Source organism: Streptomyces sp. E-08 (assembly GCF_049913095.1).
GTDB lineage: Bacteria > Actinomycetota > Actinomycetes > Streptomycetales > Streptomycetaceae > Streptomyces.
This window is the reverse complement of the sequence record NZ_CP183971.1, coordinates 7,349,168-7,372,792: the sequence shown is the minus strand read 5'-3', so window position 1 is coordinate 7,372,792 and position 23,625 is coordinate 7,349,168. Positions and strand designations below refer to the sequence as shown.

Genomic DNA, 23,625 nt, shown 5'->3' with positions numbered 1-23,625 from the left:
CCGTGCTCCGCGGCGACCGGCCGTAATTCGTTTGACCGGGGCCCGGGCCGGGGCTGCACTGTGCGGGGCACCACGGACGGTGGTGCCGGTGTTCCGGGGAGGCAGCAGTACCGATGGAGATTCGTCCCACGACCGAGCAGGACCGCGGCCTCTTCGTCGACACGATGCACACCGCCTTCGGGCTCTTCCCCGACACGCCGGCCGAGGACGGCGGCGGGGTCTGGTGGTCGGCGCTCGAGATGGACCGCGGTCTGTTCGCCCTGGCGGAGGACGGGCGGCCCGTCGGCACGACCGCTTCGTACTCCTTCGAGCTCACGCTGCCCGGCGAGGTCCTCGTCCCGGTCGGCGGGGTGACCGCCGTCGGTGTGCTGCCTTCGCACCGGCGCCGGGGCGTGCTCAGCGCGATGATGCGGCGGCAGCTCACCGAGCTGCGGGCCCGGGGGGACTTCCTCTCCGTGCTCCTCGCCTCCGAGGCGACGATCTACGGCAGGTTCGGCTACGGGCCGGCGACGTACACGCAGCGGCTGACGGTGCCGCGGCGCCGGGCCGCCCTCGGGCTTCCCCGGGCGCTCGGGACCACGGACTCGACGAACGCGCCCGACGCGGGCTCGGTCGAGGTGCTGCGGCGTGCCGACTGCGCGGAGGTCCTCGAAGAGGTCTACGACCGGTACCGGCGCGCGCAGCCCGGCGCGCTGTCCCGGCCGCACCGCTGGTGGGCCCTGCGCGCGGGACAGCCCCCGATCGCTCCGGCGGCGCGGTACGTGGCGCTCCACCGGGACGCCGACGGGATCCCGGACGGGTACGCCGGTTACACGGTCGGCGACGACCGCACCCTGACCGTCGACGAGACGATCGCCGGCGACGACGCCGTGTTCACGGCCCTGGCCCGGTTCGTGCTCGAACACGACCTGGTCGAGAAGGTCGTGTTCAAGCACGTCCCGCCCGGGCACCCGCTGCGCTGGCAGCTCGCTGACTTCCGCGCCGGCGAGGTGGGCGGCGACACCGACTGGCTGTGGGTGCGGCTGCTGGACGTGCCGGGGGCGCTGACCGCGCGCGGCTGGTTCGCGGACGGCGAGCTCGTCCTCGACGTCGAGGATCCGTTCCTCGGCGAGCACGGCCGCCACCTGCTGACCGTCCGGGACGGCAAGGCGGAGTGCGTGCCGACGGACCGGGAGCCGGACCTGTCCCTGGACGTGCGGGACCTGGGCTCGGTGTACCTCGGTGGTACGGCCCCGAGCACGCTCGTGCGTGCCGGGCACGTCCGGGCCCACCGGCAAGGCGCCGCCGCCCTCGCCGACGCCCTGTTCCGCGGCGAGCGCGCCCCGCACTGCCTGCACTGGTTCTGAGCCGCGCGCCGGGACGGGTTCACTGTCCTTCGACCGTCACCTCCACGGAGTACCACCCCTGCGCCCCGTCGGGCATGGTGTCGGTGCGCCGCTCCGGCTGGGTGGCGCCGGTGCCGTCGGTGGCGCGGACGGTGAGGGTGTGGCGGCCCGGGGTGGCGTCCCAGGGGTGGACCCACTGGCGCCAGGTGTCGGCGCTGTCCTCGGCCGCGAGCCGGGCGTCCTGCCAGGGGCCGTCGTCGATCCGGACCTCGACCCGGCGGATGCCGCGGTGCTGGGCCCAGGCGACCCCGGCGACCATGACGGTGCCGGCGGCGGGGCGGGCGAGGGGGCGCGGGGTGTCGATGCGGGACTGGGTCTTGACGGGTGCCTGCGCCGCCCAGCCGCGCGGGACCCAGTAGGCGTCGTACGCGTCGAAGGTGGTGAGCTCGATCGACTCGATCCACTTGCAGGCGGAGACGTAGCCGAACAGGCCGGGGACGACCATGCGGACGGGGAATCCGTGTGTGAAGGGCAGGGGTTCGCCGTTCATCCCGAAGGCGAGGAGGGCGTCGCGGCCGTCCATGACGGCCTCGACGGGGGTGCCGATGGTCATGCCGTCGACGGAGCGGGCGACCAGCTGGTCGGCGGGGCCTCCCTCGGAGGGCGGGCGGACGCCGGCCTCGCGGAGGAGGTCGGCGAGTCGGACGCCGAGCCAGCGGGCGTTGCCGACGTAGGGGCCGCCGACCGGGTTGGAGACGCAGCACAGGGTGATGTCCCGTTCCACCACGGGTCGGGCCATGAGCTCGCGCAGGGTGACGGTGCGTTCCTCACGGACGCCGCTGCCGTGGATCCGCAGCCGCCAGCGTTCGGCGTCGACCTTGGGGACGACGAGCGCGGTGTCGACCCGGTAGAAGTCGCGGTTCGGGGTGACGAACGGGCTGATGCCGGGGACGGGGAGCTGTGCTCCGGCGGGCACGGCCGGTGCGGGGGAGGTGGGCCGGGGCAGGCGCAGGGCCTCGCGTGAGGCGGCGGCGTTCTCCTGTACGGGACTGCCGATGGCGCGGGCGATGGCGGAGGCCCCGGTCGCGGCGAGCCCGGTGGAGGCGGCGACGATCAGGAAGCCGCGCCGGTCCGCTCGCGCGGTGCCGGGCCCGGGGGTGAGGAGCCGGCCGGTGAGGACGTACAGCAGGAGCGCTCCCGCGGCGCCTCCGACGAGGGAGGGCACGGCGTCCATGGCGGAGGTGGAGTCGGGGCGGGTGACGGCGGCGAGGGCGCCGAGGACGCCGAAGGCGCCGACGGCCGCCGCGCCGAGCGCGCGGTGGCGGAGCGCGAGCAGCCCGATCCCGAGGGCGAGGGCGGCGAGCAGGAGCAGGATGCCGAGCTGGAGGACCGTCTTGTCGCTCTCGCCGAAGGCGCGGATCGCCCATTCCTTGAGGGCCGCGGGGGTCCGGTCGACGACGGTGCCTCCGACGGCCACGACGGGGCCCGCCTCGGGGCGTACCCAGAAGGAGGCGACGTCCGCGACGGCGAGGGAGACGTACGCCGAGACCAGGCCGCCGAGTGCGGCGAGGAGTCGGTCGGTGCGGGTGGGTCGGGGTGGTTCGGGGTGTGGCCCGGGCGCGGTCCTGGTGGCGTTCATGGGGGGATTCTCGGCACACCGGGGCGCCCGGTTGGGTGGGTTCACCCGGGCGGGGGACGGGACGGAGGGGCTCCTACGGCTTGCCCGGCTGCTCGCCCGGCGTCGCCAGGTCCTCCACCGCACCGGCCCCGACGACCGCCCCGGTGGACCTCTTGCCTCGGCGGAGCCTGCGTTCGAGCCAGGAGGCGAAGCTGGTGAGGGCGAAGTTGAGGGCGACGAAGAGGACGGCGACGACGGTGAAGCAGGCGATCGTGTTGGCGCCGTAGTTGGCGCTCATCGGGCGGACGGAGGCGAGGAGTTCGGAGAAGCCGAGCATGGCGCCGCCGAGGGCCGTGTCCTTGACGATGACGACGAGCTGGCTGACGAGGGCGGGGAGCATGGCGGTGACGGCCTGTGGCAGGAGGACGTACGTCATGGTCTGGCCCTTGCGCATGCCGATGGCCTTGGCCGCGTCGGTCTGGCCCGCGGGGAGGGCGAGGATGCCGGCGCGGACGATCTCGGCGAGTACGGAGGCGTTGTAGAGGACGAGGCCGGTGACGACGGCGTACAGGGGCCGGACGTCGGGGCTGATGTCGGTGAACTCGGAGTAGGCGGCGTTCGCGAAGAGCATCAGGATCAGGACGGGGATGGCCCGGAAGAACTCGACGACGGTGCCGGCCGCGACGCGGACGGCGCGGTGGTCGGAGAGCCGGAGGATGCCGAGGAGCGCGCCCAGGGGCAGGGCGATGGCCATGGAGAGCGCGGCGGCGATCACGGTGTTCTTCAGGGCGGGCAGGATGTACGTCTCCCAGACGCGGGGGTCGGTGAAGAAGGGCGCCCACTTGGCCCATGCCAGCTGGTCCTTGTCGGCGAGGCTCGCCACGACCCACCACACCACGGCGGCGAGGCCGATCAGGAACAGCAGTGTCCAGAGCAGGTTGCGCCGCCGGGCGCGCGGCCCGGGGACGTCGTAGAGGACGGTGGGTGATTCCTTCACCGCTTCACCGCCACCTTCTTGGCCACCCAGCCGAGGAAGAGGCCGGTGGGCAGGGTGAGGCAGAGGAAGCCGACGGCGAAGATCGCGGAGATGAGGATGAGCTGGGCCTCGTTCTCGATCATCTCCCGCATCAGCAGGGCCGCTTCGGCGACGCCGATGGCGGCGGCCACGGTGGTGTTCTTGGTGAGGGCGATGAGGACGTTGGTGAGGGGGCCGACGACGGAGCGGAAGGCCTGCGGGAGCACGATCAGGCGGAGGACCTGGAGGAAGTTGAGGCCGATGGCGCGGGCGGCCTCGACCTGTCCGAGGGGGACGGTGTTGATGCCGGAGCGGAGGGCCTCGCAGACGAAGGCGCTGGTGTAGGCGGTGAGGCCGAGGACGGCGAGCCGGAAGTTGATGGCGGTGAACCGGTCGGCGCCGAGGGTGACTCCGAGGGTCTGGAAGAGGCCGAGCGAGGTGAAGACGATGATGACGGTGAGGGGGATGTTGCGGACGATGTTGATGTAGACGGTGCCGAAGCCCCGCATGAGGGGGACGGGGCTGACGCGCATCGCGGCCAGCAGCGTCCCCCAGACGAGGGAGCCGATCGCGGAGTAGACGGTGAGCTGCACCGTCACCCAGAAGGCTCCGAGCAGGTCGTACCCCTGGAGGAAGTCGAACACGGCGGCCTGCTCACTGGACGACGACGCCGATCTTCGGGGCGGGCTCGTTCTGGTAGCCGGCGGGGCCGAAGTTCTTCGTGACCGCCGCCTGCCAGGAGCCGTCGGCGACCATCTTCTCCAGGGCCGTGTTGATCTCGGCCTTGAGGTCGCTGCCCTTCTGGACGCCGATGCCGTAGTTCTCGTTGCTCATCTTGAAGCCGCCGAGCTTGAACTTGCCCTTGAACTCGGGCTGCGCGGCGTATCCGGCGAGGATCGAGTCGTCGGTGGTGACGGCGTCGATGACCCCGTTCTCCAGGCCGGTCAGGCACTCGGAGTAGCCGCCGTACTCCTGGAGCTGGGCGTCGGGGGCGATCTTGTCCTTGACGTTCTGCGCGGAGGTGGAGCCGGTGACCGAGCAGAGCTTCTTGTTGTTGAGGTCCGAGGGCTTCTTGATGGAGTCGTCGTCGGCGCGGATCAGGACGTCCTGGTGGGCGAGGAGGTACGGGCCCGCGAAGTCGACCTTCTCGGCCCGCTTGGGGGTGATCGAGTACGAGGCCGCGATGAAGTCCACGTCCCCTCGCTGGAGCAGCGTCTCGCGGTCCGCGCTCTTCGCCTCCTTCCAGACGATCTCGGACGGGTCGTGGCCGAGCTGCTTGGCGACGTACTTCGCCACGTCCACGTCGAAGCCGGTGTAGGTGCCGTCGGGGGTCTTCAGGCCGATGCCGGGCTGGTCGAACTTGATGCCGATGGTGATCTTGCCGTTGTCGTCGTGCTGGAGCGCACCGGCCGCGCCGTGCGCGAATCCGGCGGACGTGAAGGAGAGGACGACGGCCGCCGCGACGGCGACGGTGGCCCTGCGGTTCCTGAGCGGGTTCATGAGGATCACCCCTGGGGGCTGCGGTTCGGGCGACCGGGCGGCCGCGGCTCATTGATGCGGTCTCGGCTCAGTGATGCGGTCTTGGATCAGTGATGCGGTCTCGGACGGTTCAGTGATGGAGGATCTTGGAGAGGAAGTCCTTGGCGCGCTCGCTGCGCGGGTTGCTGAAGAACTCGTCCGGGGTCGTCTCCTCGACGATCTTCCCGTCGGCCATGAAGACGACGCGGTTGGCGGCGGAGCGCGCGAACCCCATCTCGTGGGTCACGACGACCATCGTCATCCCGTCCCGGGCGAGTTGCCGCATGACTTCGAGGACCTCGTTGATCATCTCGGGGTCGAGCGCGGACGTCGGTTCGTCGAAGAGCATCACCTTCGGATCCATGGCGAGGGCGCGGGCGATCGCCACCCGCTGCTGCTGGCCCCCGGAGAGCTGGGCCGGGTACTTGTCGGCCTGTGAGGCGACCCCGACCCGTTCGAGGAGGGCCCGGGCCCTCTCCTCGGCCTTCTTCCGGTCCTTCTTGCGGACCTTGATCTGCCCGAGGGTCACGTTGCCGAGCACGGTCTTGTGGGCGAAGAGGTTGAAGGACTGGAAGACCATGCCCACGTCGGCCCGCAGGGCCGCCAGTTCACGTCCTTCGGCGGGCAGTGGCCGCCCGTCGACGACGATGTCGCCCGCGTCGATGGTCTCCAGGCGGTTGATCGCCCGGCACAGCGTCGACTTCCCCGAGCCCGACGGCCCGATGACGACGACGACCTCTCCGCGGTGGATCGTGAGGTCGATGGCCTGGAGGACGTGAAGGGGGCCGAAGTGCTTGTCGACCCCGCGCAGGACGACGAGCGAGTCTCCACCGTCCGGGACGGGCATGGCACCCTCCAGGGTCACGCCCCCGCTTGCCGCTCCCTCCTCACGTTCATGCTCCGCCCTCGGCCCGGCGCGCGCACTCCGGACGCGGGGTGTACGGAGGGTGGTCCCGGCGTACGGAGGGTGAGCGGAGGCCCGGTTCGGCGCGCCGGTACCCGGTCGGCCGCTCCGAACCCTGCGCACGGGGGCGGGCGGGCTCACACTGGGGGGTGGGAGCCGAGTGTGCGAGGAGGGTCCACCATGAGCAGAGCCGCGCCCAAGGTCAGCACGTTGCCGACGGAGCACCGGGAGCGCCTGATGGCCTTCGCCGAGGACGTGTACTTCGATTCCGGTCACCGCCTGTTCGAGGAGCAGCAGCACGCCGACCGGTTCTGGATCGTCAAGACGGGCGCGGTGACCCTCGACGCGAAGGTGCCGGGCCGGGGGGCGCCCGTGATCGAGACCCTGCGCCACGGCGAGCTGGTCGGGCTCTCCTGGCTGTTCCCGCCGTACCTGTGCCAGTCGGGGGCCGAGGCGATGACGCCGGTGCGGGCGTACGAGTTCGACGCCCCGGCCGTCCGGTCGATGTGCCACTCGGACACGGAGTTCGGCGCCGCGGTCGTGTTCTGGGTGGGGGCGATCCTCGCCCACCGCCTCCATGTGACCCGGGTCCGCCTCCTCGACCTGTACGCGCCGCACGGGAGCGGCATCATGGCCTGATCCGGCACCCCGTGGGGGCCGGCCCGGGGCCGGGCACGGCCGTGGGCGGCCCGGACCTCCGCCGGCGTTCCCTGGACGATCGTGGTCGCCGCCGCCGGTTCCGTACGGGCCTCCTCGGGGGCGGGACCGGAGGGTCCCCGGCGCACCACGTCGGGGAGGAGCGGATCGCACGCCGTCCGGCCTTCCCCCCGGGCGGCACGGGACCCGGGGGGTAGGGGGGCCCGGGCCGGTACGGGACCCGGGCGGTACCGTGGAAACGCTGCACCGCACGACCGTTACGCACCGAGCAGCATTCCGTACGCACACTCCGGCGAGGAGCGGCGAGGCACGCATGAGTGACCCGACGACGGCACGCGGGGCGATCGCCCTCGTCACCGAGGACTTCACCGAACTCCCCTTCGACGAGGGCCCTTTGCCCGACGACGGGCCGATCGGGTGGCCCGGGTACTCGGCCGCGCACGCCCGGGCGGCCGCGCGCACCGGCGAGACCGAGTCGGTGGTCTGCGGGACGGCCGTGGTGGGCGGGGTGACGGCGGTACTGGTCTCCTTCGAGTTCCGGTTCCTCGGCGGGTCGCTCGGGGAGCGGACCGGCGCCCGGGCCGCCGCCGCCCACGCCCTGGCCCGGGAGCGCCGCCTGCCCGTGGTCGTCCTGCCGGCCACCGGCGGCAGCCGGATGCACGAGGGCATGCGCGCGCTCCTCCAACTCCAGTACCTGGCGCGCGAGTCGGAGCTCACCCGAGCCGCCGGGCTGCCGCAGATCGCCATCCTGCGGGATCCGACCACGGGCGGCGGCTGGGCCACGCTCGGCGCGGGGTCCGACGTCGTCCTCGCCCTGCCCGGTGCCCAGGTCGGCTTCGCCGGCTCCCGGGTGCGGCCGCCGGACGCGGACCCGGCCGCGTACACCGCCGAGGCGCAGCTCGCGCACGGTCACATCGACGCGATCGTGCCGCCCGCCTCGCTGCGCGAGACCCTCGGGCGGTGGCTCTCGCTCCTGGTCCACCCCGCCGAGGGCCCGGTCCCACCGCCGTACGCGCTCGGCGATCCGGGGGCGCCGCCCGCCCCGAGCGGTCGGGAGGCCGTGGCGCGAGCCCGACGCGCGGACCGGCCCCGGGCCGCCGCGTACCTCGACGCCCACTTCACGCTGCGCGAGGAGATCTCGGGCGACCGCTGCGGGGGCGTCGACCCGGGCATGCGGTGCGGCTTCGGGCGGCTCCCCGACGGGCGCACCGTCGCCTACGCGGCGCAGTGCGGCACCGCGACCCGCCCGGCCGGTTTCCGCACGGCGGCCCGGCTGGTGCGCCTGGCCGGGCGCCTCGGCGTCCCGGTGCTGACCCTCGTCGACACCCCGGGCGCCGCGAACGACCCGGCGGCGGAGCGGGAGGGCGCGGGGACGGCGATCGCGGACCTGTTCGCCGCGGTCGCCTCCGCCCGCACGCCGCTGACGTCACTGCTCGTCGGCGAGGGCGGCTCGGGCGGCGCCCTGGCCCTGGCGGCCCCGGGCAACACCTGGGCCACGCCGGACAGTTACTTCTCCGTCATCGCCCCCGAACTGGCCACCGCGATCCTGAAGAGACCCCCCGAGGAAGCCCCGACCACGGCCGACCAGCTCCGCCTGCGCCCCCAGGACCTCGTGGACCTGGGGGTGGTGCGGGGGGTGGTGGACCGGGCGAGCCCGAACGACCGGTGACGCACGGCTACGCCGTGGTCTCGCGCGCCATCACGTAGGTGTTCCCGATGTCGGGATCGCCGTAGAAGAAGAACAACACCAACGCGTCGCGCTCGTCACGGTCCACATAGAAGGACCACGCGTACGTCGACGGGGGCTCAGGAGCCGAGGGGTCCGCGGCCGTCAGGCCCGGACGCATCGCGACGCGCGTCCGGGCGGTCAGCGCGAGCCGCACGACCTGCCCGCCGTCATCGTCGGCCAGTCGCCAGGTTCCCGTACCGGAGAGACGCCAGCCGTCCTCGAAGTCGAAGTCCTGCCCGTCGAGCCTGTCGAGAAGGGCCGTTCCGTCGCCGCGCAGCACGACGCGGGTCCCCTCGACGTTCTCCCACGCTCCGGCGACCTCGGCCGTCGTGGCGTCGTGGAGCCCTGTTCCCTCGTAGTACTGGTACGGACCGGCGCACGCGGCCAGGAGCGTCACCACCACCATCAGACCGCCCAGGCGCACCCACCACGCTCCCGGCCCACGTCCCCCCGCCACCCTGCTCTCCCGCCCTCGGCCCGCATCGGCGCACCGTCCAGGGTGAGCCGTCGACGGACACCTTGGCAGAGATATTGAACGCGTTCAACTCGGCGGTCGGAGCAGTGGTCCGCCACCCCCTAGTCCGCCCCGCCCCTCCCCCGTCCCGGTGGCGCGCCGATCTCCAGCCACACCACCTTGCCCACGGCTCCCGGGCCCTTGTCCCGGCTGCCCCAGGCGCCGGCGAGGCGGTTCAGGACCAGCAGGCCGTGGCCGCCGGGCAGGGCGGCGGACCGGGGGACCCGGATGTGCGGGTGCTCCGGGCTGGCGTCGTACACCTCGACGCGCAGCAGGCCGTCCCCGTGCCTCAGGACCAGCTCCTCGGGGCCCCCCGCGTGCAGACAGGCGTTGGTGACGACCTCCGACACCAGCAGCAGGACGTCCTCGACCCGCTCCTCCGCCTCCTCGCCGTCCGCCGGGATCCAGCCCCAGTCGGCCAGCGCCCGTGCCGTGAAGTCCCGGCAGCGCGAGACGACCCCGCGCGACCCGTGCAGCACGAGCCTGCGGACCTGGCCCGGGGGCGGCCCGGCCGCGCCGTCAGCCATGGACCTCCTCGCCGTCCCTTGGGCCGGCCTCGTCGGCCAGCGCCTCGGTCAGGTCCCCGTACACGCGGAAGACCCTCACCGCCCCGGTGATCTCGAACATCCGTTCCACCGGCGGGCGGAGTCCGGCGAGGTCCAGGCGCCCGCCGGTCTCCCGCAGCCGCAGACGCGCCCGCAGCAGCTCGTTCAGGCCGGTCGAGTCGCAGAAGGTCAGGCCCGAGCAGTCGACGACGACCCGCCGGGCCCGGGGGTGGTCGTCGAGCGCTCCGCCCAGCGGGCCGACCGTGTCGTGGTCGAGTTCGCCGCGCAGGGCGAGGACCACCACCGCGTCGGACGTCCCGGCCCCGGCCGCGACCCGGACGGCGAACCGGTCCTCCCTGCCGTCGTCGGCGTCCATGGACACCGCCCACCTCCTCGCACCGCTCGGCAACGCCATCTCTTCCCACCCAGTTTCGGACAGGTGGCCACAATTGACCTCCGCTGGGCCGTGACCAGGGCGTTCGTGATCCCGATCGAGTGAACGGCGGGCGCGCGCCCCGGCCGGCGGCCGTCGGCGGCGGGAGCATACGGAGGACATTCCCACCACCGAGGAAAGGCCGCTGCCGTGCGCCGTGCCCTGATCGTCGTCGATGTACAGAAGGACTTCTGCGAGGGCGGCAACGTCCCCGTGAAGGGCGGGGCCGGACGGGCCGTCGCCATCGCCGATCTCATCCGGGGCGCCGACGGCGACTACGCGCACGTCGTCGCCACACGCGACCACCACATCGACCCCGGCGGCCACTTCTCCGACGACCCGGACTTCGAGAACTCCTTCCCCGTGCACTGCGTCGTCGGCTCCGAAGGAGGCGAGTTCCACCCGGAGTTCGCGCCCGTCGTCGACTCCGGCGAGGTGCACGAGGTCTTCTTCAAGGGCGCGCACTCCGCGTCGAAGAGCGGCTTCGAGGGAGCCACGGACAGCGGTACGCCGCTGGGCGAGTGGCTGCGTGAGCGCGAGGTCGACGGGGTGGACGTCGTCGGCATCGCGACGGACCACTGCGTGAAGGCGACGGCCCTGGACGGTGCCCGGGCGGGCTTCGACGTGCGGGTGCTGCTCGACTACACGGCGGGCGTCACGGCCGAGACCACGGGGGCCGCGCTCGACGAGCTCCGCGCGGCGGGCGTCGAACTCACGGGCACACCGGTGGTCCTCGCCTGACGCCACGGCCCCCACGCGGTCCCGCACCCCGCCCGCGACGCCCGACCGACCGCCCGCGTGGGCGGTCGGTCGGTCGGGCGGGCGCGGGCGGTCGGGCGCGGGCGTTTGGCGCGGGGCGGTCGGGCGCGGCGCGGGGCGGTCGGGCTAGCGGGGCTGGACCGCCCCGTCGTAGACGTGGTCCGGCGTCACGACCGCCGTGATCGCGCGGGCGAGCAGCGTCGACGGCTCCTGGCCCTGGCTGGTGATGTCCGTGTTGATCATGATGACGAGCGTGGCGTCCCGCTCCGGCAGGTACACCGTCACCGTCTCGTACCCCGGGATCGAGCCGTTGTGCCCGATCCAGCCGTTGGCGTCGAAGATGCCGAGGCCGTAGCTGAGGCCCGGGACCCCCGTCGGGATGGTCTTCATGCGCTGCGCCTGCGTCTCGGGGCTGAGCAGCTCCCCGGTGGCGAGGGTCTTCGCCCAGTGCCGCAGGTCGTGCAGGTCGGAGATCATCGCCCCGGCGGCCCAGGCCCAGCTGGGGTTCCAGTCGGTGCTGTCCGCGACCGCGCCGCTGAGCGTCTGGTTCGTGTAGCCGCGGGGGTGCGGCTCGGGGAACTCGGGGCCGCTCGGCAGGAACGTGTGGCGCAGATGGGCCGGCCGGAGCACCCGGTTGCGGAGGAAGCCGTCGAGGGGCTGTCCGGTCACCTTCTCGACCACCAGGCCGAGGAGCACCAGGTTGCTGTTGGAGTACTCGAACTTCGCGCCCGGCTTGAACGTGTTCCTGTGCTTGAAGCCGTACGCGAGCGACTCCTCGGGGGTGAAGGAGCGCTGCGGGTCGCTGAGCAGGTCGTGGATGAAGTCCGGGTCGGACGTGAACGGGAAGAGGCCGCTGCGCATCTCGGCGAGGTGGCGCAGGGTGATCCGGTGGCCGTTCGGCACGCCGTGGACGTAGCGGGCGATCGGGTCGTCGAGGCCGATCCGGTGGTCGTCGACGAGCTTGAGGAGCGCGGTGACGGTGAAGGTCTTCGTCTCGCTGCCGATGCGGACGTAGCCGTCGGTGGACATCGGCTCGCCGGTGGTCTTGTCGGCGACGCCGGTCGCGCGGACGTAGCTGCCCTGCCCCGGCATCCAGAGGCCGACGGCGACGCCGGGGATGCCGGCCTGCTTGCGGACGTCCTCGATCGCCTTGTCGAGCCGGGCGGTGAGCTCGGGACCGAGTCCGCCCGGCGGACAGTCGTCCTCACCGTGCCGGTCGGCGCCGACGGCGCTCACGGCGTGGACTGCGGCGGCGGGCGTCGCCGTCATCGGGGCCAGCACGGACGCCACGAGCAGCGTCGCGGCGAACAGGCGGCGGGAGGGGGTACGTCGCATGTGGGGGGCGCCTCTTCCGGGTCAGGAGAGCTTCGGGACGGCCCACATCACCACCGGGGGCCGACACGGAGGCCCTCCCTCCCGGCGCCCGCCCGGCGAGTCCACCCGTACGGGGCCACGCGGGGAGCCGGGACGGCCTCCGGCCCGGGCTGCCGGACGTCGGATAATGGCGGCCGACCCCTACACCTGGAGACGAAGGACCGATGACACTGACAGTGGGCCGACGGGTGAGGCTGACGGCCGATGTCCGGCTGGCGGGACGGGTGGTCCCGGCCGCCGACCCGCTCGGAGGGACCGACACGGGGACGGACTCGGGCGCGGACACGGGCGCGGGCTTCCTGGTCCTGGCGGCCGGCGTCGAGGGCACGGTCGAGCGGGTGGACGAGGACCGGCCGCAGAGCCACGAGGTCCGCGAGTACGAGCGGCTCAGGTCACTGCTCGACGACTTCGGCCACCAGATGCCGCCGGGCAGCAGGCAGCAGCTGGAGGAGCAGGTCGGCTCCCTGGAGCCGGCGTGGACCGCGTATCGGGAGCGGAAGCTCCGGCTGACCGTCCGTGTCCGCTTCGACAACGGCTTCGCGCTCGACGACGCCCCCGGAGACCTCTTCCTCTCCGTCTGACCGCCGCCGACGTCCGTCTCACCGCCCCCGACGCTTTGCGGTTTCCGCAAAGTTCTTTGCCACTCCGCCTCCTTCGGTCCGAGTCTGGACGCCGTCCGCACTCGTCGAAGGGGGAACTCACGTGCTCACGACATCCCTGCCCGCCCCACCGCCCTCCCCGCTGGGCGCGCGCCGCCGCTGGACGGTGCTCGCGGTCTGCGCGCTCAGCATGTTCCTGGTCGGTGTCGACGCCACCATCGTCAACGTGGGACTGCCGGAGATCGGGCGGGGCCTCGACGTGGGGACCCGCGGTCTCGAATGGGTCGTCGACGCCTACACCGTGGCCATGGCCAGTCTGCTGATGGTCTCCGGCGCCCTCGCCGACCGTCTCGGCCGCCGCCGGGTCTTCCGGTACGGGCTGGTCGTCTTCGGTCTGGCCTCCCTCGCGTGCGCCTTCGCGCCGTCGCTCGGTGTGCTCGTGGCCGCCAGGGCCGTGCAGGGGGTGGGGGCCTCGATGCTGAGTCCGGTGGCCCTGGCGATCGTGGTGAACGCGATGCCCGACCCCCGGGAACGGGCCCGCGCGATCGGCGTCTGGGCCTCGGTGTTCGGGCTCAGCATGGCGGCGGGCCCGGTCACCGGCGGGGCGCTGATCGCCGCGTTCGGCTGGCGCGCGGTGTTCTGGATCAACGCGCCGGTCGTGGTCCTCGCCCTCGTCCTGGTCGCACTGTTCGTGCCGGAGTCCCGTGGGGAGCGGTCCCGTCGTGTCGACCTGCCGGGTCAGGTGCTCCTGACGGCGGTGCTCCTCCTCACCGTCGGCCTGCTCATCGAGGGTCCCCGCATCGGCTGGACGTCGCCGACGGCCCTCACCGGTTACGTGCTGACCGCGGCCGCCGCGGCCGGCTTCGTCCTGGTCGAACTCCGGCGCGAGGAGCCCCTGATGGACCTCGGCCTGTTCCGCCGGCCGCCGTTCGTCATGGCGGTGCTCGGCGCCACGGCGGTCTTCGTCGCCCTCAACGTGACCCTGCTGCTCAGCACCCTCTACCTCCAGCAGGCCCGGGGCTGGACGCCGCTCGCGAGCGGCGCCGCGACGCTGCCCATGGCGCTGGGGGCCACGCTGTGCGCGCCGTGGTCGGGCGTCCTGGTGGGCCGCGTCGGGCCCAGGCTCCCGCTGCTCCTGGCGGGCGGGTTCACCGCCGCGGGCGGGCTGTGCCTGGTGGGCCTGGACGGGGACACGGGCGTGCCGCTGATCCTGCTGGCCTTCCTGCTGGCCGGGATCGGGTTCGGTTTCGCCAACGCCCCCCTGACGAACACCGCGGTCGGCGGTCTGCCGCCGTCCCGGGCCGGAGTGGCGGGGGCGATCACGTCCACCTCGCGCCAGGTCGGTGTGGCGGTCGGCATCGCCGTCGCGGGCGGACTGGTCTCGGGCGCCGCCCCGGCCGGCCTCGCGGCCGCGACGCGTCCGGGCTGGCTGGTCGTGTCGGCGTGCGGACTCTTCCTGCTCGTCGTGGCCCGCACGACGGCGTCGTCGAAGCGCTGAGGATTCCCTCCGAGTCTTGGCCGCGCGCTGGACGCGCGCTGTACGTCCGCTGTACGGCGACTGTACGGCGGCTGTACGGCGGCTGTACGGCGCGCGGCGAGAGTGGCAGCACCCCGAACGCAGCGGCGTTCGGGGCCCGTTCACTCGATCCAGGAGCCTGAGGATGAGGCGCCTGATCACGGGCGGTCCACGGGCTCCACGGGCTCCACGACCAGGCGGAAACCCCGCGCCGCAGGGACTCCGCGACGGGCTCGTCGTCTTCCACCAGCAGTACACGCACGGGGCAACCCTAGTTCGGGTTCCGTACGCCCGTTCACCACCGGGGAGCGGCCCGGGGGTCAGTAGTAGTGGCGCATGATCTCGTCGGCCCAGGCGGGCTGTTCGGTCGGGCCCTGGGGGCCGAACTCCGTCATGTACGGCTTGATGTCGAGGACCGGTGTGCCGTCGACCGCGTCCAGGCCGCGCACATGGAGGTCGAGTCCGTCCGTGCGGACCAGGCGGCAGCGGGAGACGCCGATGCGGTTGGGGCGGTTCTTGCCGCGCTGGGCGAAGATCCCGACCAGCGGCCAGTCCTCGTTGCCGCGTGGGTGCCGGGCGCCGGTCTGGACGCTGTCGGGGCTCACGCGGTCGAAGTGGTACACGACCTCCAGGTGCGAGAAGGCGTCGAGGCCGGCCAGCGCCTCGGGGCCGAAGGCCTCCGCGTCGAGGCGGACGATCGACTCGACGTCCCCCCACGCGTCGTCCCGCACCTCGCCCCGACCGCCGACGACATGCGCCACGGGGCGCGAGACGACCGTGCCGGGGGTGTGTCCGGTGTGCTGCTCCTCGTGCTCCTGCGCCATGGGTCCCTCGTCCTCTCGGGGTGGTGGCCGCGCCCCGGCGGGGCGGGCGGGTGCACGCTACCCCGTGACGAGGGGCCGTCAGATGCCGGGCCCGTACCCCGGATCCGGGCCCTGACGCGGATGCCACCAGGCCGCGAGACCCCAGAGCGCGAGTCCCGCGACGGCCGCGCAGACGAGCGCCGCCACCCAGGGCCGGAACCGCCGGACGGCAGCCGCCCAGGTCAGCGGGGGGACGACGAGACCGGCGAAGAGGATGAGCGGCAGGTCGACGAGGATCACGCCCCAGTCCCGGGCGTGCGACTCGAAGCCGCCGTCGATGCTGTACGCGGCCCGGGGCAGCGCGAAGGCGCCCGCGACCGCGACACCGATGACGGCGAGCACGCAGCCGACGGCGCTCTCCACCCGGTCCCGCGATTCCTGTGACGGGTTCTCGCTCATGCCCGGGACGGACGCCGGGGGGCGCCGCCCGGTTCCGCACACCCGCGCCGTCCGTCCGTCCGTCCGTTCGTCTGTCCGTCCTGCTACCGGGTCAGGACGATGGCCGTGAGCACCAGTCCCTCGCGCACGAGCCAGCGTCCGGTGAAGTGGTCGCGCCGGACGCCGCCGGTCACCGGGCCGGGGACGAGCAGCCGGGCGGTGAACGTGCCCGTGTGGGCCCGCGGGTCCGTGTGGGCCCGCGGGTCCGGTGCCGGCTCGAACGCGACGGACGCCTCGTCGAAGCCGAGCTCTCTCCGGGTCAGCGGGTACCAGGTCTTGAAGACGCTCTCCTTGGCGCTGAAGAGCAGCCGGTCCCAGGGGACGCCCGGGATGCGGGCGGCCAGCGCGTCCAGGTGGCCCCGCTCCCCGGGCAGCGACACGCCGTCGAGGACCCCCTCGGGCAGGGGCGCGGCGGGTTCCGCATCGATGCCGAGCGACAGGACGTCCGCGGTCCTGGCCAGGGCGGCGGCCCGGTAGCCGGCGCAGTGCGTCATGCTGCCGGCCACGCCCTGCGGCCAGCGCGGCTCGCCGCGGGCGCCCGGTGCGAGGGGTGTCTCGGGCAGGCCGAGGCGGCGCAGCGCCAGCCGCGCGCACAGCCGTACGGTGGCGAACTCGCGCCGTCGCCCGGGGACGGCGCGCGCGACGGCGGCGGCCTCCTCGGGGAAGAGGGTGACGGGCTCCGTGTCGTCGCGGCGCCAGGCGGAGGCGACGGCGTCCGGGAGCAGGTCCGCGATCATTCGGCGCTCCTCCCTGCCTCTTCGGTGGCGCGTTCCCACGCGCGCAGGAGCTCGCCGGGCAACCGGCCGCGGTCCGGCACCTCGATGCCCTGGGCACGGCCCCACACCCGGAGTTCGTGGGTGTTCAGCCCGCCGGGTCCCCCGACCGGCAGCCCGGGGGTCTGCGGAGGCGCTGTGATCCAGTACCGCCGCTTCGTTCCGTACGCGCTCGTGCGGACGTCCTCCAGGACGCCGCCGTTGCGTTCGATCGTCCGCGCGGAGGCGGGGTTGTCCTCGTCGCAGGTGACCAGGACGCGCCCCAGACCCAGGTCCCGGGCCCGGTGGAGGAGTTCTCCGAGGGCGCGGCTCGCCACACCCAGGCGGCGGGCGGATGGCCGCACGCTGTAGCCGATGTGGCCGCCCGTTTCGAGGAGGAAGTCGTTGAGCGAGTGGCGCAGTTCGGCGGCGCCGAGGTAGGTGTCCCCGTCGACGATCCACAGGTACGTGGCGTGGACGCGGCCCGGGGCGGCGGGCACCGTGGCGTCGCCCTGCTCGCGCAGTCGTTCCACCCAGGCCGAGAAGGCCTCCGGCCGGTCGAGGCCGCCGTCCGGGGCGAGCCGCAGCCCCGCCCCGTCCTGCTGCGCGCCGGCGGGCCATTCGGCGTACGCCTCCGTCCACGAGGGGCGCAGCCGGACGGTGGGAGTGATCAGTTCGAGCATGTCCGCGACAGTACCGGCCGCGAGGGCCACTCCCCCGGTCGGCCCCGCTCGCCGACCCGTCGGTCGCGGGTGACGATGGCCTACGGGGACCCGGCGGGGGCGAGCCAGTGCTGGAGGCACCCGTGGCGCACCACCGCACCACCACCGACGTCCTGATCGTGGGCGCGGGCCCGGTCGGCCTGAGCGCGGCGGCCGAGCTGCGCCGGCACGGCGTGCACTGCCGTCTCGTCGACCGGCTGCCGGCCCGCCTCCCGTACGCCAAGGCGGTCGGGATCCAGCCGCGCACCCTGGAGCTCTGGGACCGGATGGGCCTGGTCAGAGCGGTCCTGGAGGCCGCCGTGCCGCTGCGCGGGCAGATGATCTACGCCGACGGGCGCGAGCAGGGCCGCATCGAGCTCGCGATGCCGCCCGAGGTGCCCTACGGGTTCGCCGCGCTTCCGCAGTACGAGACGGAGCGGCTCCTGGAGCAGTACGTCGCCCGGCTGGGGACGGTGATCGAGCGCGGCACCGAGCTGGTGTCCTTCACCCAGGACCGGGACGGGGTCACCGCGCGGCTGAGGACGGCGTCCGGTGCCGACGAGGAGCTGCGGGTCCCGTACCTGATCGGCTGCGACGGCGCGCACAGCGTCGTCCGGAAGACCCTGGGTCTGTCCTACGAGGGCGGGGCGTTCCAGGAGGCGTACATGCTCGGCGACGTGGTCGCCGACTGGGACCTGCCCCACGAGTACGGCATCCGCTCCAGCCGGAAGGCCTCCGACGGTTCCACCGACGTGCTGGTGTGCATCCCGCTGCCGGGCGCCGGGCGCTACCGGATGTCGATGAAGCTCCCGCCGGAACTCGCCGGCTCTCAAGGCGCGGACGTGGGCGCGGGCGCGCCGGACGGGGTGGCGCACGGTCTCGACGGCGGCCGGGGCCCCGGGCTCGCCGACCTCCAGGCGGTCGTCGACCGTCTCGCGCCCCGCCCGGCACGCCTGTCGGGGCTGCGCTGGTCCTCGGTGTTCCGCATCAGTCACCGCATCGTCGACCGGTACGGCCGGGGCCGGGTCTTCGTGGCGGGCGACGCGGCGCACATCCATCCGCCCACGGGCGCCCAGGGGATGAACACGGGGGTGCAGGACGCCTGCAACCTGGCCTGGAAGCTCGCCCTCGTGGTGCGGGGCGAGGCGGGTCCCGAGCTGCTCACGACGTACGACGCCGAGCGCCGTCCGGTCGGCGAGGAGGTCGTCGGCCGGACCGTGCGGCACGCCGTGCGCGGGATCGAGGCCGACCCCGAGGACCGGCGGACGCTGCTCCTCCGCGAGGCGCAGTTGCTCGTCGGCTACCGGGGCGGTCCGCTCTCCGGTGCTCCGTACGGCCCCGTGGGCGCGCCGCAGCCGGGCGACCGGGCTCCGGACTGCGCGGGTCTGACCACTCCGATCGCCGCGTTTCCGCTGCGACTCCTCGACGTGCTGCGGGGGCGCCCGGGGCATGTGGTGCTGCTGTACGGGTCGGACGGGCGTGAGCTGGCGGCCTCCGCCGCCGCGGCGCGGGCGGTGGGCGGTCTCCCGTCCGTGGCGGTCCTCCCGGCCGGGCCGGACCGAACCGACCGGCCGGACGGAGCCGACCGGCCGGACGAATCCGAACGGCCCGACGGAACCGACCGGCCCGACGGAACCGACCGGCCCGACGGAACCGACCGGCCCGACGAGACCGGCGCGGCGGGCGGATCCTCCGGGCCCGGGGATCCGTCCCTGCCCGTGTACCGCGACGCCGCCGGGGAGTTCGCACGGCTCTACCTCCCTGACGGCGCCACCGGTTTCCTCGTCCGTCCCGACGGGCAGCTGGGTGCCCGTTTCCCGCTCGCGGGTACCGCCGCCGCCCTGAGCGGATATCTCAGGGCCCTGTCCGTGCGGCGGGACACCCCGCTACGGGACCCAGTGGTTGCCTGAGGCCGTGATCATGACCTGGAGCTGGATGCTGGCCGAGAAGTAGCTGCTGGTGTCGACCGGGGTCGCCACCATCTTGTTCCACAGGGCGTCAAGCCAGGCCTGGCTGCCCGGGTCGGTCATCGCCGCCACCGCGAACGGCGCGAAGAAGGCGGCCTCGCTGCCCGAGGAGATCTGGGTGCCGTTGAGCTTGTAACCGACGGCGATCTTGTTCGGGTCGCCGCCGGTCTTCGTCTTGATCCAGCCGTTGAGCTTCCGGGCGGCCGCGAGGGACGTGGCGTCGCCGCTGGTCACGGCGTCGTCGGCGATGCGCCACGGCGTGCGGCAGGCGTTCCACCAGTAGGCGCCGTCGTTGGGGTCCTCCAGGACCTGCCCCGGGGCGGGCCTGGGCGTGGTGTTGGTGTCGACGACGAAGTCGGGCAGGAGTCCGGTGCCGGAGGCGTACGTGGACTGGAGGCGGGAGATCTGCGTCTGGTGCGCGCTGCGCACGGAGTCCCAGGTCGTGTCGCCCGAGGCCGCGCGGAAGGCGCGGAAGTGGTCGACCATCCAGTCCGAGGTGCGGGTGATGTAGTAGTACTGGTCGCCCGAGCCGCTCCAGTCGCCCAGCTTCAGCAGCTTGGTCGTCGGGTTGACCTCGTCCTTCTTGATGGCGGCGATGTGCTTGAGCGCGAGGTCCTTGTAGTTGTACGTGCCGGTGCTGCCCCACTGCTTGTCGGCGAGGAGCAGGCCGTAGGCCACGTCCATGTCGCCGTCGGTGGCGCCGTCCCCGCCGTTGACGCTCTTGCAGGCGGTGTCCTGCTCGGCTGCGAGGAGGTTCGGATTGACCGAGGAGGGGTGGTCGATCTTCCACTTGACGAGACCGTCGAAGATCTTCTTGGCGTCCGGGTCGGCGCCCGCCATGGTGGCGGTGACGACCATGCCGTAGCCCTGCGCCTCGGCGACGTACGGGTGGTCGGCGTCGGGCGAGATGACCTGGTACCAGCCGTTGCCGCAGTTCTGCCGGACGAAGGCGGCCTTCCACTTGTTGTAGTAGTCGACGACCTTCTGGTCGAGCGCGGACTGCGTGCCGGTGGGCTTCAGGGTCCCGGCGGCGTACGGCCTGAGGTGGCTGCCGAAGGGGACGGCCGGACCGCTGCCGCCTCCCCCGCCGGTGCCTCCCGGCGCGCCGTACACCTCGAACTCCCAGAGGGAGTATCCGTACGGCGTGCCGCGGCCCGTGCCGTACATCCTGACGTACCGTCCGCTGCCGGAGACCGTGACGTCGTCGGTGGCCCCGTCACCGGCGGTGGTGGAGTAGACGTCGGTCCAGGTCGACCCGTCGTCGGAGGTCTGGATGCGGTACGTCCTGCCGTACGCGTCCTCCCAGTTGAGCTTCACCCGGGAGATCGTGTGGCGGGTGCCCAGGTCGATCCGTATCCACTGCGGATCGACCCCTTCGGCGCTCGCCCAGCGGGTGGTGGCGCTGCCGTCCACCGCGAGACCCGCCCCGAAGGCCGAGGTCTCGACGGACGAGGCCGTCACCGGTTTCCCGCCGGACACCAGGCCGTCGGCGGCCTGCGCCTGTGGCAGGACCGTCAGGGGCAACGCCAGCAGACCCGCTAGCCCGATGAGCGAAACGCTTCGTCGACGCATGTCAACTCCCTTTCCCTCCATGGCCAATCGTTAGGAAATATTCCTAACCATTGGCCGGGAGAGTAGAGAGACCATCCGTCCGGCGCAAGACCCCGTGCACGGGGGACGTCAGGTCCGCGCCTCCTTGAGCGCCGTGTGGACCGACCAGACGACCGAGACCAGCGGAACCGCCACCACCGCGCCCACGACGCCCGCGGCGATCGAGCCCGCGATCACCGAGATGGCCACGACCAGCGGGTGCAGCCGCACCGCCCAGCTCATCACGAGCGGGTGCAGCAGATGCCCCTCGATCTGGCCGATGACCACGATCAGGGCGATGACGATGGCCGCCACCAGCGGGCCCTGCGAGGCGAGCGCCACGATGGCGGCGACCGCGAGGGCGATCGGCGAGCCGATCAGCGGGACGAAGGCGGCGACGAACTCGAGGAGGGCGAGCGGCACCGCGAGCGGGACGCCGAGGGCCCAGAGGGCGATGCCGACGAGGATCGCGTTCGTCGCGGCCACCAGGACGATGCCGTGCGTGTAACCGGTGAAGGTGCTCCAGGCAGCGCGTCCGCCGATGCCCACCCGGCCGCGCACCGACCTCGGCAGCTGCTCCTGGAACCACGCCCAGTGCCGGTCGCCGGAGTGGATGAAGAACACCGACGAGAACAGGGCGAGGGCCAGCGCGGCGAGGACGGCGACCACCTGGCCGGCTCCGCTCACCGCCGTGCTGAGCAGGTCCGAGCGGTGACTGGAGAGGTAGTCGCCGACCTTGGACTGCAGGCCGGAGAGCGCGTCCGGGGCGAGGCGGAACGGCGGCCGCTGCAGCCAGCGCTCGATCCGCCCGACGCCGTCCCGGAACTCGCGCACGAGCGTGCCCCGCTGCCCCGCGACCGCCTCACCGACCAGCGTGAGCACCCCGAGGACGAGCACGATGCCGGCGACCAGGGTGAGGGCGACGGCCGGACCGCGGGGCAGGCGACGGGCGACCAGGTCGGCCACGGGCCGCAGCAGCGCGGTGATCACGAGGCCGAGGAAGAGGGCGACGCCGATCTCGTGGAAGCGGCCGAGCACCGCGAACAGGCTGTAGACGAGGAGACCGACGGCGAGCAGCCGCCATGCGTAGGCGGCGGCCGTACGAAGGAAGGGGCTGACCGTCGGGGGTGTGGCTGGCTGCATGGCCATCGACGTACCACCGTGGGCCGGCCGGGCCACGCCCGAGGGCCGGGATTCGCCCGACCCGGTCCCGTCATTCGGCCGTCCGGTGTGCAGAATGGACCCCGATTCCGGCGTCTTCACTCTCGGGGGAACGTGACGTGTCCAGACTGAACCGGTGGTACCTCGCCCTTGCCTTGGCCGCACCGCTCGCGCTCGCGGGCTGCAGCAGCGCACCTCCGCCGCTGGAGTTCGGCGCGGCGAAGCCTTCGGGCCCGGAGCTGGCGGCACGGCCCGCCGCGAACGGCTCGCTGACGCTCGATCAGTGGCCGAACGCCTGCGAGGTGCTGAGCGACGACGAGATCCGGGCGATACTCCCGCAGGCGACCGGCTTCGAGCGGGACCCGGTCAAGGTCACGATCATCAACTTCAACCCCCTGTCCGAGTCCGCGCCCGGGACCACCGGCGACGTCCCGGCGGGCGGCTGCGAGTTCAGGTTCGGGCTGCCGTCCGAGTACGAGAGCGAGCACAACAGCAGCGTCAAGGTCACCTTCACGGCCATCGCCGACGCGGCACTCGTCGAGCGGAACTACGCCGAGGACCTCAAGGACGCGCGCGAGCGGGCGGGCGAGGGCACGTACAAGAAGGAGTTCCGGGACCTGGGCACCTCGCTCGGCACCGACGGCTGCTTCCTGCCGGACGTCTCCGACGGGCCCACGTGCCACCAGGGCCCCTACCAGTTCGAGGTGAGCGGCATGTCCACGGCCGACGGCGTCGGGGAGTACCCGGCGTCGAAACAGAACTGGAGCGAGAAGGTCCTCACCGAGGTGGTCCGGACACTGGGTCCCCGCATGCGATGACGGTGACGGGCCCGGTCCCGGCGACCGCGGCCACCGCGGCCCGGTCGTGGTCGGTCCACTCCAGGAGCCGCAGCCCCGGCCGGCCGCCCGCCTTGAACCGGGCCTCGCCGCGCACCCAGAGGCGGAGCAGCGCCGCGTCCGGGTCCGGCCCGGCCTCCGCCTCCCGCAGCTCGGCCCCGGGCAGGAGCCGCCGCAGTACGGGAAGGGGGCCGGGCCTGCGCGTCGCGGGCTCCACGTCGACGCCGAGCGGACCGGGGCCGACGGCCGCCGCCGCGAGGCCGTCGGCGTGGCTCAGGCTGACGCCGAGGGCGGGCCGGCGGCTGAGGTACGGCCGGCCGTGCCCGTACCGCCGGCACTCCTCACAGAACTGGTCCGGGCCGGAGTCCTCCGGCGGGAGCCCGGTGAACCGGGCGACGCAGAGGCGCAGGAGGAGGCGGGCCGCCACCACGTCGTCGCGGCGGCCCGGCACGCGGATCCGGTCGAGCCGCCGCCGCTCCCAGGGCGCGAGCAGGCCCTCGTGGAGTGCGGGATGGTCCAGGACCTCCCCGGTGGTGGCCACGACGGCCAGGGCCGCCGTCACCGGCGGCGAGGGATCACGTGGCGGCACTCAGGAAGCGCTCCTGGACGCGGCCGATGGTGCGGAAGTCGTCGATGGTGACCTCCTGGAGGTCGATGGAGCTGCCGGAGAGCTCCTCCAGGAGGTCGATGAACTCCAGGAAGTCCATGGAGTCGATGAGCCTGGCCTCGATGAGGTCCTCGTCGGCGTCGATCGGCCCGTCGAGACCGGGGTTCTTCTCGTGGAGCCACGCGGCGATGGGGTCCATGGGGT

At 73.3% G+C, this 23,625-nt stretch carries 25 protein-coding genes; 8 read left to right on the top strand and 17 right to left on the bottom strand.

The window, feature by feature from the left end; translation table 11 throughout:
- The first annotated feature begins 113 nt into the window (after positions 1-113).
- Positions 114-1,346 (top strand): GNAT family N-acetyltransferase, encoded by a 1,233-nt coding sequence (locus ACN9MM_RS33885; protein ID WP_426367566.1) that lies wholly within the window; start codon positions 114-116, stop codon positions 1,344-1,346.
- A 19-nt stretch (positions 1,347-1,365) separates the two neighbouring features.
- On the opposite strand, the gene ACN9MM_RS33880 is transcribed toward ACN9MM_RS33885, so the two are convergent.
- From ACN9MM_RS33880 to ACN9MM_RS33860, 5 genes are all read right to left on the bottom strand, one after another.
- Positions 1,366-2,964: a molybdopterin-dependent oxidoreductase gene (locus ACN9MM_RS33880; RefSeq protein ID WP_426367565.1), complete on the bottom strand. Its 1,599-nt coding sequence runs from the start codon at positions 2,962-2,964 to the stop codon at positions 1,366-1,368.
- 73 nt (positions 2,965-3,037) lie between these two features.
- The gene (locus ACN9MM_RS33875) at positions 3,038-3,940 is read right to left on the bottom strand and encodes an amino acid ABC transporter permease (protein WP_426367564.1); all 903 of its coding nucleotides are present in this window, start codon (positions 3,938-3,940) and stop codon (positions 3,038-3,040) included.
- Positions 3,937-4,602: an amino acid ABC transporter permease gene (locus ACN9MM_RS33870; RefSeq protein WP_426367563.1), complete on the bottom strand. Its 666-nt coding sequence runs from the start codon at positions 4,600-4,602 to the stop codon at positions 3,937-3,939. Before ACN9MM_RS33870 ends, ACN9MM_RS33875 begins: the two co-directional genes overlap by 4 nt.
- A 10-nt stretch (positions 4,603-4,612) precedes the next feature.
- Positions 4,613-5,458 carry a glutamate ABC transporter substrate-binding protein gene (locus ACN9MM_RS33865; protein WP_426367562.1) on the bottom strand — a complete coding sequence of 282 codons (846 nt, stop codon included), beginning with the start codon at positions 5,456-5,458 and terminating at the stop codon, positions 4,613-4,615.
- A gap of 109 nt (positions 5,459-5,567) precedes the next feature.
- Entirely contained in the window at positions 5,568-6,323 is a 756-nt protein-coding gene (locus ACN9MM_RS33860; protein ID WP_426368892.1) for an amino acid ABC transporter ATP-binding protein, read from the bottom strand.
- Positions 6,324-6,560: 237 nt separating this feature from the next.
- Here ACN9MM_RS33860 and ACN9MM_RS33855 point away from each other — a divergent pair, with 237 nt between their 5' ends.
- Entirely contained in the window at positions 6,561-7,019 is a 459-nt protein-coding gene (locus tag ACN9MM_RS33855; protein ID WP_426367561.1) for a Crp/Fnr family transcriptional regulator, read from the top strand.
- Positions 7,020-7,350: 331 nt separating this feature from the next.
- Positions 7,351-8,706: a carboxyl transferase domain-containing protein gene (locus ACN9MM_RS33850; RefSeq protein ID WP_426367560.1), complete on the top strand. Its 1,356-nt coding sequence runs from the start codon at positions 7,351-7,353 to the stop codon at positions 8,704-8,706.
- Positions 8,707-8,713: 7 nt separating this feature from the next.
- Here the strand turns inward: ACN9MM_RS33850 and ACN9MM_RS33845 are convergent, their stop codons facing one another.
- The 3 genes from ACN9MM_RS33845 to ACN9MM_RS33835 form a co-directional block, all read right to left on the bottom strand.
- Positions 8,714-9,190, bottom strand: a complete 477-nt coding sequence (locus ACN9MM_RS33845) for a hypothetical protein (RefSeq protein WP_426367559.1) — start codon at positions 9,188-9,190, stop codon at positions 8,714-8,716.
- A 152-nt stretch (positions 9,191-9,342) separates the two neighbouring features.
- A complete protein-coding gene (locus tag ACN9MM_RS33840; RefSeq protein ID WP_426367557.1) occupies positions 9,343-9,807 on the bottom strand; it encodes an ATP-binding protein in 465 nt (154 codons plus the stop codon).
- A complete protein-coding gene (locus ACN9MM_RS33835; RefSeq protein WP_426368891.1) occupies positions 9,800-10,201 on the bottom strand; it encodes an STAS domain-containing protein in 402 nt (133 codons plus the stop codon). The genes ACN9MM_RS33840 and ACN9MM_RS33835 overlap by 8 nt, the downstream gene beginning before the upstream one ends.
- Before the next feature lie 207 nt (positions 10,202-10,408).
- Here ACN9MM_RS33835 and ACN9MM_RS33830 point away from each other — a divergent pair, with 207 nt between their 5' ends.
- The gene (locus tag ACN9MM_RS33830; protein ID WP_426367555.1) at positions 10,409-10,999 is read left to right on the top strand and encodes an isochorismatase family protein; all 591 of its coding nucleotides are present in this window, start codon (positions 10,409-10,411) and stop codon (positions 10,997-10,999) included.
- A 144-nt stretch (positions 11,000-11,143) separates the two neighbouring features.
- On the opposite strand, the gene ACN9MM_RS33825 is transcribed toward ACN9MM_RS33830, so the two are convergent.
- Positions 11,144-12,352, bottom strand: coding sequence for a serine hydrolase domain-containing protein (locus ACN9MM_RS33825; RefSeq protein ID WP_426367554.1), 1,209 nt, complete (start codon positions 12,350-12,352; stop codon positions 11,144-11,146).
- Between the two features lie 203 nt (positions 12,353-12,555).
- On the opposite strand from ACN9MM_RS33825, the gene ACN9MM_RS33820 reads away from it, so the two are divergent.
- Positions 12,556-12,972 (top strand): hypothetical protein, encoded by a 417-nt coding sequence (locus tag ACN9MM_RS33820; protein WP_426367553.1) that lies wholly within the window; start codon positions 12,556-12,558, stop codon positions 12,970-12,972.
- Between the two features lie 121 nt (positions 12,973-13,093).
- A complete protein-coding gene (locus tag ACN9MM_RS33815) occupies positions 13,094-14,488 on the top strand; it encodes an MFS transporter (RefSeq protein ID WP_426367552.1) in 1,395 nt (464 codons plus the stop codon).
- A gap of 338 nt (positions 14,489-14,826) precedes the next feature.
- On the opposite strand, the gene ACN9MM_RS33810 is transcribed toward ACN9MM_RS33815, so the two are convergent.
- From ACN9MM_RS33810 to ACN9MM_RS33795, 4 genes are all read right to left on the bottom strand, one after another.
- On the bottom strand, positions 14,827-15,330 hold the full coding sequence (locus ACN9MM_RS33810; RefSeq protein ID WP_426367551.1) for an SAM-dependent methyltransferase: 504 nt from the start codon (positions 15,328-15,330) through the stop codon (positions 14,827-14,829).
- A gap of 78 nt (positions 15,331-15,408) precedes the next feature.
- A complete protein-coding gene (locus ACN9MM_RS33805) occupies positions 15,409-15,768 on the bottom strand; it encodes a hypothetical protein (RefSeq protein ID WP_426367550.1) in 360 nt (119 codons plus the stop codon).
- A gap of 83 nt (positions 15,769-15,851) precedes the next feature.
- On the bottom strand, positions 15,852-16,544 hold the full coding sequence (locus tag ACN9MM_RS33800; RefSeq protein WP_426367549.1) for a 4'-phosphopantetheinyl transferase family protein: 693 nt from the start codon (positions 16,542-16,544) through the stop codon (positions 15,852-15,854).
- Positions 16,541-17,242 (bottom strand): GNAT family N-acetyltransferase, encoded by a 702-nt coding sequence (locus tag ACN9MM_RS33795; protein ID WP_426367548.1) that lies wholly within the window; start codon positions 17,240-17,242, stop codon positions 16,541-16,543. The genes ACN9MM_RS33800 and ACN9MM_RS33795 overlap by 4 nt, the downstream gene beginning before the upstream one ends.
- Positions 17,243-17,364: 122 nt before the next feature.
- Here ACN9MM_RS33795 and ACN9MM_RS33790 point away from each other — a divergent pair, with 122 nt between their 5' ends.
- Positions 17,365-19,170, top strand: a complete 1,806-nt coding sequence (locus ACN9MM_RS33790) for an FAD-dependent monooxygenase (RefSeq protein ID WP_426367546.1) — start codon at positions 17,365-17,367, stop codon at positions 19,168-19,170.
- On the opposite strand, the gene ACN9MM_RS33785 is transcribed toward ACN9MM_RS33790, so the two are convergent.
- On the bottom strand, positions 19,147-20,799 hold the full coding sequence (locus tag ACN9MM_RS33785; RefSeq protein WP_426367545.1) for a glycosyl hydrolase family 8: 1,653 nt from the start codon (positions 20,797-20,799) through the stop codon (positions 19,147-19,149). The genes ACN9MM_RS33790 and ACN9MM_RS33785 overlap by 24 nt on opposite strands.
- Before the next feature lie 108 nt (positions 20,800-20,907).
- Positions 20,908-21,960 (bottom strand): AI-2E family transporter, encoded by a 1,053-nt coding sequence (locus tag ACN9MM_RS33780; protein WP_426368890.1) that lies wholly within the window; start codon positions 21,958-21,960, stop codon positions 20,908-20,910.
- A 137-nt stretch (positions 21,961-22,097) separates the two neighbouring features.
- On the opposite strand from ACN9MM_RS33780, the gene ACN9MM_RS33775 reads away from it, so the two are divergent.
- A complete protein-coding gene (locus tag ACN9MM_RS33775) occupies positions 22,098-22,796 on the top strand; it encodes a hypothetical protein (protein WP_426367544.1) in 699 nt (232 codons plus the stop codon).
- Here ACN9MM_RS33775 and ACN9MM_RS33770 read toward each other — a convergent pair.
- Both ACN9MM_RS33770 and ACN9MM_RS33765 read right to left on the bottom strand, forming a co-directional pair.
- Entirely contained in the window at positions 22,756-23,403 is a 648-nt protein-coding gene (locus ACN9MM_RS33770) for a 4'-phosphopantetheinyl transferase family protein (RefSeq protein ID WP_426367543.1), read from the bottom strand. The two genes, ACN9MM_RS33775 and ACN9MM_RS33770, sit on opposite strands and share 41 nt — an antisense overlap.
- A complete protein-coding gene (locus ACN9MM_RS33765; RefSeq protein WP_369148046.1) occupies positions 23,390-23,620 on the bottom strand; it encodes an acyl carrier protein in 231 nt (76 codons plus the stop codon). Before ACN9MM_RS33765 ends, ACN9MM_RS33770 begins: the two co-directional genes overlap by 14 nt.
- Positions 23,621-23,625: the final 5 nt, after the last annotated feature.